Annotated in this window: 11 protein-coding genes; 7 read left to right on the top strand and 4 right to left on the bottom strand. The window is 62.6% G+C overall.

The window, feature by feature from the left end; genetic code table 11:
• Positions 1 to 78 precede the first annotated feature (78 nt).
• Positions 79 to 1,878, bottom strand: coding sequence for an AMP-dependent synthetase/ligase (locus ACFSDX_RS19170; RefSeq protein WP_382316484.1), 1,800 nt, complete (start codon positions 1,876 to 1,878; stop codon positions 79 to 81).
• A 148-nt stretch (positions 1,879 to 2,026) separates the two neighbouring features.
• On the opposite strand from ACFSDX_RS19170, the gene ACFSDX_RS19165 reads away from it, so the two are divergent.
• From ACFSDX_RS19165 to ACFSDX_RS19150, 4 genes are all read left to right on the top strand, one after another.
• Complete coding sequence (locus tag ACFSDX_RS19165) at positions 2,027 to 3,214, top strand: formimidoylglutamase (RefSeq protein ID WP_382316482.1); 1,188 nt, start codon at positions 2,027 to 2,029, stop codon at positions 3,212 to 3,214.
• Positions 3,215 to 3,317: 103 nt separating this feature from the next.
• On the top strand, positions 3,318 to 3,563 hold the full coding sequence (locus ACFSDX_RS19160; protein WP_382316480.1) for a cytochrome b5 domain-containing protein: 246 nt from the start codon (positions 3,318 to 3,320) through the stop codon (positions 3,561 to 3,563).
• 27 nt (positions 3,564 to 3,590) lie between these two features.
• Positions 3,591 to 4,391, top strand: a complete 801-nt coding sequence (murQ, locus tag ACFSDX_RS19155) for an N-acetylmuramic acid 6-phosphate etherase (RefSeq protein ID WP_382316478.1) — start codon at positions 3,591 to 3,593, stop codon at positions 4,389 to 4,391.
• A 78-nt stretch (positions 4,392 to 4,469) separates the two neighbouring features.
• Entirely contained in the window at positions 4,470 to 5,036 is a 567-nt protein-coding gene (locus ACFSDX_RS19150) for a hypothetical protein (RefSeq protein ID WP_382316476.1), read from the top strand.
• Between the two features lie 75 nt (positions 5,037 to 5,111).
• Here the strand turns inward: ACFSDX_RS19150 and ACFSDX_RS19145 are convergent, their stop codons facing one another.
• The 3 genes from ACFSDX_RS19145 to ACFSDX_RS19135 form a co-directional block, all read right to left on the bottom strand.
• Positions 5,112 to 5,369 carry a hypothetical protein gene (locus tag ACFSDX_RS19145; RefSeq protein WP_382316474.1) on the bottom strand — a complete coding sequence of 86 codons (258 nt, stop codon included), beginning with the start codon at positions 5,367 to 5,369 and terminating at the stop codon, positions 5,112 to 5,114.
• Positions 5,370 to 5,609: 240 nt separating this feature from the next.
• Complete coding sequence (locus ACFSDX_RS19140; RefSeq protein ID WP_382316472.1) at positions 5,610 to 6,542, bottom strand: hypothetical protein; 933 nt, start codon at positions 6,540 to 6,542, stop codon at positions 5,610 to 5,612.
• A 25-nt stretch (positions 6,543 to 6,567) separates the two neighbouring features.
• Positions 6,568 to 7,278 (bottom strand): hypothetical protein, encoded by a 711-nt coding sequence (locus tag ACFSDX_RS19135; RefSeq protein WP_382316470.1) that lies wholly within the window; start codon positions 7,276 to 7,278, stop codon positions 6,568 to 6,570.
• A gap of 135 nt (positions 7,279 to 7,413) precedes the next feature.
• Here ACFSDX_RS19135 and ACFSDX_RS19130 point away from each other — a divergent pair, with 135 nt between their 5' ends.
• The 3 genes from ACFSDX_RS19130 to ACFSDX_RS19120 all read left to right on the top strand — a co-directional run bounded on the left by ACFSDX_RS19130 (position 7,414) and on the right by ACFSDX_RS19120 (position 10,811).
• Positions 7,414 to 7,710 (top strand): hypothetical protein, encoded by a 297-nt coding sequence (locus tag ACFSDX_RS19130; RefSeq protein ID WP_382316468.1) that lies wholly within the window; start codon positions 7,414 to 7,416, stop codon positions 7,708 to 7,710.
• 88 nt (positions 7,711 to 7,798) lie between these two features.
• On the top strand, positions 7,799 to 8,095 hold the full coding sequence (locus ACFSDX_RS19125; protein ID WP_382316466.1) for a hypothetical protein: 297 nt from the start codon (positions 7,799 to 7,801) through the stop codon (positions 8,093 to 8,095).
• A 124-nt stretch (positions 8,096 to 8,219) separates the two neighbouring features.
• The gene (locus ACFSDX_RS19120; RefSeq protein ID WP_382316465.1) at positions 8,220 to 10,811 is read left to right on the top strand and encodes a TonB-dependent receptor; all 2,592 of its coding nucleotides are present in this window, start codon (positions 8,220 to 8,222) and stop codon (positions 10,809 to 10,811) included.
• Positions 10,812 to 10,957 lie beyond the last annotated feature (146 nt).

The raw sequence follows: 10,957 nt of genomic DNA, 5'->3' as shown, positions 1-10,957 counted from the left end.
CAACGGTGCGGTAGAGATGCTTCGACAAGCAGACGCCAGATGGGCATGATGGACGTGGAGAAGCAGCGGCATAAGCTACTAATGCGCCGTACGCTCGTGCGGCTCCTTCTCAGCCTTCGCGTACAAATCCTCAATAATATCCTTGTTTTTCTCGGTTATCACCTTGCGTTTCACCTTCATCGTGGGGGTCATTTCGCCGCTTTCCACGGTCCAGTGCTCGGGTAACAGCACCTCTTTTTTCACCTGCTCCCACTGCGCAAAGCCTTGGTTATATTGCTTCACTAGGTCGTGGTAGAGCTTGAGTACCTTTTCGTCTTTCACTAGGTCAGCATTCGACTTGGCCGCGACGCCGTTCTTCTCGGCCCATTTTTTCAGCTCATCAAAGGCCGGCACGATGAGCGCGGCCGGAAACTTGCGGTCGGCGCCTACTACCATCATCTGCTCGATGAGCGGGTCTTCTTTGAGCTTGTTTTCAATGACTTGCGGGGCAATGTACTTGCCGCCGCTCGTCTTGAACATCTCCTTCTTGCGGTCGGTAATCTTGAGAAACCGCCCGTTCACAAACTCGCCGATGTCGCCGGTGTGGAACCAGCCGTCGGCGTCGATTTCCTTGGCCGTGAGCTCGGGCTTGTTGTAGTAGCCCTTCATCACGGAGGCCGAGCGGGTCAGAATCTCGCCGTCGGCGGCAATTTTCACCTCCATATTGTCGATGAGCGGGCCCACCGCGCCAATCATGTTGTTTTCGGGCTCGTAGCCGTTTACCGCGATTACCGGCGAGGTTTCGGTGAGGCCGTAGCCCTCCATCACCCGGATTTGGGCAGCCCAAAACACGCGGGCCAGGCGCGGCTGCAAGGCGCCGCCGCCGCTCACGATGCAGCGCAGCTTACCACCTAGGGCCTCGCGCCACTTGTTGAAGATGAGCTTATTGGCCAGTGCCAATTCGGTATTGTACACGAAGCCCTGGTTTCTCTGCGGGTCAAATTTCAAACCTAGGTCCAGGGCCCAGAAGAAGAGCTTGTGTTTGATACCGGTTTGCTCGTGGCCTTTGGCTACTATCTTATCGTAGATTTTTTCGAGCAGGCGCGGCACCGTGGTGAAGATGCTGGGCTGCACCTCGCGCAGGTTGTCGGCAATGGTTTCCATGCTCTCGGCGTAGTAGATGCTCACGCCGTGTATCATGTACAGGTACGTCACCATTCGCTCAAAAATGTGGCACAACGGCAAGAAGCTCAGGGCCTTGTCGCTGGTGCCTACGGGCACGTATCGGGCCGAGCCGCGGCAGTTGCTGAGCAGGTTGTCGTGGCTGAGCATCACGCCTTTGGGCGCGCCGGTGGTGCCGCTGGTATAAATAAGCGTGAGCAGGTCGTCGGGCTGCACGGCAGCTTTGAGCGGCTCTAGGTCGGCAGGGCTGCCTTTTTTGCCCAGCTCCAGCAGCTCGTCGAAATGGCGGGCGCCGGCTACTTTATCAAACGTGAAGACATTTTCGGCCGGAATATCGAGGCCCGTGGTGGCTTCTTTTACCTTATCAAACAGCTGCTTGTCAGCCACGAATACGGCCCGCACGCCGGCATCGGTAAAGATGTACTTGTAGTCTTCGACCGTGATGCTGGGGTACATCGGTACGCTGGTACCGCCGATTTGGGCAATGCCAAAATCGGCGAGCAGCCACTCGGGCCGGTTCATGCTGATAATGGCGACCTTATCGCCCTTCTTTAGCCCTAGGGCCAGTAGGCCGAGGCTCACCAGATTGGCCTGGTCCTGCACTTGCTGGCTGCTGAGCGGCTGGTACTGGCCGTTGATTTTGGCGGCCAGAGCGTCGGGTTGGGGAAACGTAGCGAGTTGGTGAGCTAGAATATCGAAGGAGCGGCGGACGTCCATAACAGGGAGCGTGGGAGCGTGGGAATGTGGCGTTAAAGAAACAAGCTTTTTTGCGAAATATTTCCGCGCATTGGTAGGCATACCGACTAACCGGATCAATCTGGCCGGTGCAGCGCGTAAATTTGGCCGCGCCCCGCCGCGCTGACGAATGAATCTGGCCCTATTTTTTGACTCGCTACCCGACGAGCTGACCGCCCCTTCGGCTGCGCCCACCACGGTAGCCGCCTACGCCACGCGCTTTGCCGAAGCCTTCCCCGACTGGCGCACCGCCGACCTCGCCCTCATCGGCCTTGATGAGTGGCGGGGCACGGCGGCCGGTGCGCCCGCCGCGGGCCAGCACGGGGCTAACTGCGTGCGCCAGCGCTTCTACCAATTGCAGCGCAGCACGGGGCCCCTGCGCCTGGTCGACCTAGGTAACCTGCGCCCCGGCCTCAGCCTGGAAGACACCTACGAGCGCCTGCGCGAGGTAGTGGGTGCTTTGCTGGAGGCTAATACGATACCCATCCTGCTGGGTGGCGGCCACGACCTCGACTACGGCCAGTTCTTGGCCTACGAGCCCGCGCACGACGAGCCGGCGCCGGCCATCAACTTCGCCGTGGTTGACTCGCGGCCCGACATGGCGCTGCCCATGCCCGGCACCCCGGCCGAGGACAGCCACCTGCGCCGCCTGCTGCTGCACCACCCCAACTTCGTGTTCAGCTGCGCGCACCTAGGGCACCAGCAGTACCTCACGCCGCCCGACATCCTGGCCGCGTTCGAGAAGCTGCACTTTGAGACCATGAGCGTGGGCGAGCTGCGCACCGACCGCCGCCTGGCCGAGCCGGTGCTGCGGCAGGCCAATTTTCTGAGCTTTGACATTGCCGCCATTCGCTGGCAGGATGCGCCTGGCTACTACCCCGCCAGCCCGTTTGGCCTTAGCAACGAGGACGCCGCGCAGCTCTGCTGGTACGCGGGCCACAACGAGCAGCTCACCTCCATCGGCCTCTACGGCTACCGGCCCGACCACGACCCCCACGGCCTGGCGGCGGGCACGCTGGCGGCCATGCTCTGGTATTTTATCGAAGGCTACTACCACCGCAAGCCCGAAACGGGCTTCGGTACCTACCGCTTCCTCACCTACACGCTGGTGCTACCGGGCACCGGCAAAGGCGAGCCCACCGAGCTGATATTCTACAAATCGCGCCGCTCCGACACTGATAAGTGGTGGATGGAAGTGGAAAGCCTGGCCGACCAGTCGGTGAAGCGCATCGTGCCCTGCACCCACCAGGACTACCTGCACGCCGCCCAGGGCGACTTGCCGCAGCGCTGGATTCGGACGCAGGCCCTTTTAGGTTAAAGCTGACGTAGGGTGCGGGGCTTGCCCCCGCCCGGCGTTAGCTTCTATTGCTAACAACGCCGGGCGGGGGCAAGCCCCGCACCCTACCAACCCTTTTATTTCGATGCCCGAAGACGTAAAAGCCTACACCCGCAGTCAACTCGCCCTGCGCAACGGCCAGGACCGCGACGAAATCTGGGTGGCCTACCTAGGTGTTATTTACGATGTGACGCGCTCGCGCCTGTGGCAGCGCGGCAACCACTACGAGCACTGGGCCGGCCAGGACCTGACCCGCGAGCTCGACGAAGACTCGCCCCACCTGGCCACGGTATTCGATAAATTTCCGGTTATTGGCACGCTCAAAACCTAATTCCTTGCTTTAAACTCTCTTCGCGTCGTGACTACCGAAACCCCTTCTGAGTACAACAACCTCGAAACGCTCTCTACTGCGGCCATTCTGGCTGGCATGAACCAACTCGACATGACCGTGCCGCTGGCCGTGCAAAAGGCGCTGCCGCAGCTCGAAAAGCTGATTGAAGCCACCGTGGCACGGCTAGGTGCCGGTGGGCGGCTGTTCTACATCGGGGCGGGCACGAGCGGGCGGCTGGGGGTGGTGGATGCCTCGGAGTGCCCGCCCACTTTTGGGGTGCCGGCTGGGCTGGTGGTGGGCATTATGGCTGGGGGCGACGGGGCTATCCGCAAAGCCGTGGAGGGCGCCGAGGACGATGCTAGCCAGGCCTGGCTTGACCTGGCGCAGTTCGAAGTCAATGAGAAAGACGTGCTGGTGGGCCTCGCTGCCTCGGGGCGCACGCCCTACGTGATTGGCGGCTTGCAAGCGGCGCGGGCCGCGGGGCTGGCCACCGGCTGCATCGTTTGCAACGCCGGCTCGGCGGTAGCGGCGGCCTGCGAGTTTCCGGTGGAGGTCGTGACCGGGCCCGAATTCATTACGGGCAGCACGCGCCTCAAGGCCGGCACGGGCCAGAAGCTAGCGCTCAACATGCTCACTACGGCCACATTCATCCGCCTAGGTCGGGTGCGCGGCAATAAGATGGTGGACATGCAGCTCAGCAACGTAAAGCTCGTGGACCGCGGCCAGCGCATGCTCATGGACGAGCTCGGCATTGCCCAGCCCGAGGCCGCCGAGCTACTGCGCCAACACGGCTCGGTGCGGGCGGCGCTGCTGGCTAAGCAGGGGTAGCCGAACTGCGGCTGAACCGAACGATTTAGCTTAAACAGCGTTTTTGCACCTAGGCTGGCCCTAGCCAGCCCCGTTGCCATGCACACCATCGAACCTCATTATAACTGGATTGACCAGTATTCGGCCACCGAGGACGAGCGTTCGCCGCTCTACGGGGCCGAGTACAGCCTCGATACTTTTTCCAATACCATCTACGGCTACTACATTCATCCGCAGTGGGATAGCCTGGAATCGGAGACGCTGTTCTTCAAGATTCTGTGGGCCGACTACGACGATGGCATCGCCATTCTGGAGTTTATCGGCGAGTGGAACGACGCCATCGAGAACGACATCATGAACCTGAAGCGCAACATCCTCGACGTGCTGTTGCACGAGGGCATCAAGCGCTTCGTGCTCATCGGCGAAAACGTGTTCAACTTCCACGGCTCCGACGACAGCTACTACGAGGAGTGGTTTGAGGAAGTGGAAGACGGCTGGATTGCGGGCATCAATTTCCAGGACCACGTGCGCCGCGAGATGAGCCAGTACAGCCTCGACCACTACATCAACTTTGGGGGCGAGCTCGACGACCTGCCCTGGCGCACCTACGAGCCCCGCCGCCTGGCCGAAAAAGTAGATGGCCTGCTGCGCCGCCGCCTAGGTTAACTAGCAGCTAGCAAAATGAAAAAAGGCCGCCCTACGTAAGTAAGGCGGCCTTTTTTAGGTGGGTAGCAGCTAAGGCTACTCTTTAGACTTCGATTTTCTCTTCGACTTAGTGGTCGTGTTGTCGCCGTTGTCCGATTCTTCGGCGCCGGGCGCGTCGGTGACCACGCGGCGCTGCTCCGCTACCGTGCCTTTGTACACTTGGGGGGCCTTGGCCTGGCGGGCGGCTTTGCGCTCCTTTTTGGTCATCGTGCCCGTGGGCGTCGTTTGGCTGGGCGCGGCGGAGACCTCGATGGTAGCAACGGCCAAAGCGGCTAGTAGCAGCAGGTTTTTCATGGCAAGCAAGGTGAATTGGTGAAAAAAAGGATGGAGGTGGTTGCTAAACGAAAGCTAACGGGTCAGGAATTGAAATATTAACACCTTTTGTTAGATTCTGCGGTAAAGCTAAGCGGTATCAACTTCCGTTCCAAACGGCTTGTTCTCTGGGATAAGCGCGACAAATTAGGTGTAGAAATGCTGAAAGTTAACATGCTAGGTACTGAATAAGGCGCTACTGCGGGCGCTGCCTTTATTAGGCTACAGGTGTACCGTGATGGGACCGGCCTTGCGCTCCAGGGCCGCGAGCAAGGGCGGGAGGGCCTGCTGGTGGGCTAGCGTCTGGTCGTCGTCGAGGTGGGGCGGGCGCTGGGCCTCCGCGTCGTTGGCTAGCTCCTTGAGGGCTTCGCGCTGGTACTGGGCGATGACCTTCATGCGGGCCAGGTGGTCGGCCATGACGGGGCCAAAGGAGTAGCTGTACACCTGCGTGCGGTCGAAATCGTGCCACAGCCCCAGCACCAGCTGCACCTGCGGCCCAAACACCGGGTTGGCCTGGCCCGCCTGCGCCTGCCCGATGAGGTGCGCCGAGGGGTTTTGGGCGGCCCAAAAGCGCAGGCTCACGGCGCGGTACTGGTTCAGGCGCTGCTCGTCGCGCTTCTCCGCCGCCGGCACTTGCGCCAGCGCTTTATCGACGTAGCTCTCGGCATTGTAGTAGGGGATGGGCGAGGCCGGGGTTGCTTCGAGCCCGGGTGAGGTCGCCGCGGGTGCCGTGGCAGCTGGCGGTGCTTGCGTGGCCGCCGCGCTGGGCGAAGGCGATTTAAACCAAAACCCGAGCCCGGCCAGTGACAGTACCACCGCCACCGAGCCTACCAATAGCCAGGGCCGCTGCGCGGGCTCAGCATAGTCGTACTGACCGGCAGTTTCTTGCGCCGCGGGGTAGTAGGCGGCGGGGGCAGCGGCCGCTAGGGGTGCCGGCGGGCGCGGTGCTACTGCGGCGGGCTCCCCGGCGAGCGGTGGCGCGGGCAAGGGCGCAGGTGGCGTGGGTATTGCGGGCGCTACGGCTTCGGGGCCTCGGCGCCGGAGCTCGCGCTGGGCCGCCGCCACTAGCTCGGGCTGATAGTAGGAGGGGTTATCGACAAAAAACCGCAGCTCGGCCGCCGTTTTGGAGTGCAGAATATCGGGAGTAGCCGCCATGGGATGGTACAGTAGCTCGGGCGGGCTAGCGGATGCGCACGTTGAGGGGCGCGGGCTCGCGCCGTAGCGGGGCCAGCAGCTTGGCTACTTGCGACTGGGCGGCCAAGGTAGCCGCATCGAGCGCGGGGGGGCGCTGGCTGGCGCCGTCGGCCTGCAGGTCGGCGAGGGCGGCTTGCTGGAGCTGCTCGGTTTGCTGCATGCGGCGCAGGTGGTCGGCCATGGTGGGTGGCATGCCCTGGGCTTGGCTTAGGCCTTCGCGCAGTACGCGCCAGTGGCCCTGGGTGGTGGCCAGCTGCTGCGCGAACACCGGCAGGTTGGGGTGGCCTTTTTGGGCTTCTTTCAGCAGATATTCCGTCGAGTACTGCGCCAGCCAGAAGCGGCGGGTGAGCTGCTGGTACCGGCGCATGGCGGCGGGGTCGGCGCTGCGTTCGGCGGCGGGCAGCAGCGCCAGCTGCCGCAGAATGGGCCCTTCGACGTCGAACTTGGGGATGGGCGCGGCCACGGCCGTTTCGAGCTTGAGCGAATCGGGCGAAATGGTGCGCGCGGCGGGCTGCTCGGTGGGGGCGGCGGGCTGGCACTGGCCCAGCGCCAGGCCAAAGCCCGCGAGCAGCAGGTAGGCCAGGGGCCGCAGCCGGGGCTGGCTGGCCGCCGCCCCGGCAGACCTAGGAGAGCCCGACCCTAGGGGCGGCGAGCCGGGGAAAATAGTAGCGAAATAATAACTAGTTAACCAGGACATATCGTGGATTCTAAAGCAATGAATAGGATTTGCTGCGGCCAAGTTGGCGACAAAAATGGAATACTGCCCGGCCGGAACCAGGCGCGCCGCTGTGCGTACACCTAGGTAGTAGTTCACTTTTTCTGATTCCCTCCCATGTCTACCACCCGCTCCGAGCAAGACCAGGCTACCCAGCCTACGCAGTCTGACCAATACCAGCCCACCGGCCGCCAAGAGGCGCCTACCAACTCTGATGCCCTGTACGGCGGCAACGCCGACGACAACTCGGGCAGCGGCGGCAACGCCGGTCCCACCAACCTCGACGCTGTGCCCGCTAACAAGGAAGATGGCACCATCGAGTCGGCTGACCAAAACGAGGGCGCCATCAAAGGCGGCGGCGTGAGCGGCGGCACTGGTAGCAGCGGCACCAGCATCGGCCAGGTTAATTTATAGGTAATGAGCGTAATGGGCAATGGGAGCAATCCTAGAGCCCGTTCTTTCAGTACTTAAATCACTCTCATTACTCCAATTACCCCTTCTCATGGTTACCCCAAACCCCACCCCCGATGCCGGCAGCCCCGCCGATATCGACGAAAATAAAGTGCCCAGCACCGCTGGTCCCATCACCAACCAGGACGCTGAAGCCGATGGCGACCAGTATGCCAGCGGCAACCCCGAAACCGTGACCCAGTCGGACCTGGCCGGCAGCGACGGCGCCGGCATCCGGGGCGACTACGGCGACTCGGACCAGACCACCGGCCTCGAAGGTGGCGAGCAAACGCCCGCCGACGCTGGCCCCGACCGCGCCGGCGAAAACCCGACCAACGCAGCGCAATAGCGCTGCCAGAAGCTACCTAGAAAAAGCCGCCGTGCCAAGTAGCACGGCGGCTTTTTGCTGCATAGCAAGCAGGCGGGGCAACCCTTCGGGGCGGCCGGTGCCTTTCGAAGGATATTTACCGCCTATGTCCCTTCGATTTACGCTATTCACTCGGCTAGCAGCAGCGGCTATAGCCGGCACCACTTTTACTAGCTACGCCCAGCAGGCGCCCAGCCGCCCAGCTGTTTTGCCCGAAGGAACGGCCCGGCTGACTGGTCGCCTCATTGGCACTGTGCTCGACGGAGCCACCGGCAAGCCCGTGGCCTACGCCTCGGTGGCCGTGCTGGGCGCGGCGGATGCGCCAGTGAGTGGCGGCGCGTGCGGCGGCGATGGGCAGTTTGTGCTGCCTGGCGTGGCGCCCGGTGCCTACACCTTGCGCATCAGCTTCCTAGGGTACCAAGAGCTGCGCCGGGTGGCCGTAGTGGTGCCCGAAAGCGGCGGCACCGTGGACCTAGGCACCCTGGCGCTACTGCCTAGTGCGCAGCAGCTCGGCGAAGTGGAGGTGATAGCCCGCCCGCCCTTGGTAGAAGAAAAAGTAGACCGCACGGTGTACCACGCCGAAAACGATGAAACCACCCGCGGCGGCGATGCTACCGACGTGCTTAAGCGGGTGCCGCTGCTGAGCGTAGACCTAGACGGCAACGTGAGTTTGCGCGGCAACCAGAATATTCGGGTGCTGATTAATAACAAGCCCTCGACCATCATGGCCAGCAGCATTGCCGACGGCCTGCGGCAGCTGCCTGCCGACCAGATTAAGACGGTCGAAGTCATTACCTCGCCTTCGGCCAAGTACGATGCCGAGGGCACGGGCGGCATTATCAACATCATTACGAAGGGCAATGACCTGCGCGGCGGCCAGCTGAGCCTCGATGGCAGCGGCGGCACCCGCTCGGGTACGCTGAACCTGAACGGTGGCTACCGCACCGGCAAAATGGGCTTTGCGCTCGGTGGCTTCGGGCGGGCGGGCTACAACACGCCCGGCAGCTTCAGCAACAACCAGCTGACCACCAACCCCGCCACCGGCGCCCAAACCCGCACCGCCCAAACGGCCGACACGCGCCAAAACCAGCTGTTTGGGCGCTACACCCTAGGTTGGGATTACGACCTCACCAAGCACGATGCGCTGGCGGCCTCGCTGACCTACGGCACGCGCAATGCCACCTTCTACCAGGATGCGCTGGCCACCCGCACTACCCCGCTGGCCACGGGCGCCGCCACCACTTCGGTGCGCAACGTGACCACCACCGACGACTCGGGCACCGTGGATGCCAGCCTAGCGTACTTGCACACCTTCGCCAAGCCGCAGCAGGAACTGAGTGTGCTGGCGCTGTACAGCCGCAACGACCGCACCTATCAGTTCGACAACGATACCTACGCGGCCAGCGAAGCGGCCGCGCTCGGCCGCGCGGGCAACGACAACCCCAGCGCCAACCAGGAGCTGACCGCCCAGGTAGACTACCAGGTGCCGACGGCTAAGGACCAGCTGCTGGAAGTGGGCGTGAAGGACATCAAGCGCACCGTGCAGAGCGACTACCGCTACTACGGCCAACTGGCGCTGACGCAGCCCAATAACTCCTTTCATTACGACCAAAACGTGGCGGCCGGCTATGTGGCCTACACCCTAGGGCTGCCCCACAATTTTACCTTGAAGCCCGGCGTGCGCTACGAATACACCAGCATCGCCGCTGATTTTGGGCGAGGCACGGTGGGCGATATTCCGAGCTACGGCGTGCTGGTGCCCAGCGCCAACCTGCTGCACAAGCTGCCCAGCGGCAATGTGCTGAAACTGGCCTACAACCGCCGCATCCAGCGCCCTTCGCTGCAGTTTCTCAACCCCAATCTGCAAGCTGCCAACCCACTTATTCAGACCCTAGGCAACCCCGTGCTGCGGCCCGAATACACCAATAATTACGAGCTGGGCTACAGCACGCTGCTCAAGCAGGCCAATCTGAATTTTAGCGCCTTTGTGCGCAACACCAGCGGCTCCATCCAGTCGATGCGCACGCCGCTGGGCGAGGCGGCTTACCCCGGTGCGGTGCGCATCACGTACCAAAACGTGGGGCAGGAAGACGCCTACGGCGGCAGCGCCTACACCAGCCTCGATGTGGGCACCAAGTTCAGCGTGAGTGGCGGGGTAGACACCTACTACGCCGTGCTGCGCAACAACGTGGCCGACCCGCTGTACGCCGCCCGCAACGCGGGCCTCGTGGTGAGTGGCCGGCTCTACGGCAGCTACGCCCTGCCCAAAAACTGGAACGTGCAGCTGTTTGGCTTCTACCGCGGCCAGCAGGTGCAGCTGCAAGGCGCGCAAAGCAGCTTTGCAGTGTACAGCATGAGCATCAAGCACGATTTTGCCGAGAAAAAAGGTAGCCTAGGGTTTGGGGCCGAAAACTTCTTCTCGCCCAGCAACACGGTGCGCACTAGCATCGATAGCCCGCTGCTCAGCCAAACCACCAGCACCATCCAGCACATCACGAGCTTCAAAGTGTACTTCGGCTACCGCATCGGCAAGCTCACCGCCGACGCCCGCCCCAGCAAAAGTGTGCGCAACGACGACCTGAAAACCGACGAAAACGGTGGCGGTAGCCAAGGCAGCGGTGGTACCCCGGCGGCCACCCGCCCGGCCCCAGCCCCCGCGCCGACTGAACCGGCCAAGACTGGCGCGGCCCCGAAATAGGGATAGGAGCGAGGTCATTTGGGCGGTTTTTGGGGTAGGAAAATGCATGTCCTTGCGAGCGTAGCGAAGCAAACGCACCTGTGCAGGTTGCTCGCCAAATGCTGCTCTGATGCGATTGTTTCGCTGCGCTCGCAAGGACAGGCGCC

The organism is Hymenobacter bucti (genome assembly GCF_042681145.1).
GTDB lineage: Bacteria > Bacteroidota > Bacteroidia > Cytophagales > Hymenobacteraceae > Hymenobacter > Hymenobacter bucti.
The sequence above is the reverse complement of the archived record's forward strand: the minus strand, read 5'-3'. Positions and strand labels throughout refer to the sequence as shown.

What these genes read in the sequence shown, in the direction of transcription:
- ACFSDX_RS19120 (WP_382316465.1), top strand. Translation starts at nt 8,220, where the DNA reads ATGTCCCTTCGATTTACGCTATTCACTCGGCTAGCAGCAGCGGCTATA.
- ACFSDX_RS19125 (WP_382316466.1), top strand. Translation starts at nt 7,799, where the DNA reads ATGGTTACCCCAAACCCCACCCCCGATGCCGGCAGCCCCGCCGATATC.
- ACFSDX_RS19140 (WP_382316472.1), bottom strand. Translation starts at nt 6,542, where the DNA reads ATGGCGGCTACTCCCGATATTCTGCACTCCAAAACGGCGGCCGAGCTG.
- ACFSDX_RS19165 (WP_382316482.1), top strand. Translation starts at nt 2,027, where the DNA reads ATGAATCTGGCCCTATTTTTTGACTCGCTACCCGACGAGCTGACCGCC.
- ACFSDX_RS19170 (WP_382316484.1), bottom strand. Translation starts at nt 1,878, where the DNA reads ATGGACGTCCGCCGCTCCTTCGATATTCTAGCTCACCAACTCGCTACG.
- ACFSDX_RS19135 (WP_382316470.1), bottom strand. Translation starts at nt 7,278, where the DNA reads ATGTCCTGGTTAACTAGTTATTATTTCGCTACTATTTTCCCCGGCTCG.
- ACFSDX_RS19150 (WP_382316476.1), top strand. Translation starts at nt 4,470, where the DNA reads ATGCACACCATCGAACCTCATTATAACTGGATTGACCAGTATTCGGCC.
- ACFSDX_RS19130 (WP_382316468.1), top strand. Translation starts at nt 7,414, where the DNA reads ATGTCTACCACCCGCTCCGAGCAAGACCAGGCTACCCAGCCTACGCAG.
- ACFSDX_RS19145 (WP_382316474.1), bottom strand. Translation starts at nt 5,369, where the DNA reads ATGAAAAACCTGCTGCTACTAGCCGCTTTGGCCGTTGCTACCATCGAG.
- ACFSDX_RS19160 (WP_382316480.1), top strand. Translation starts at nt 3,318, where the DNA reads ATGCCCGAAGACGTAAAAGCCTACACCCGCAGTCAACTCGCCCTGCGC.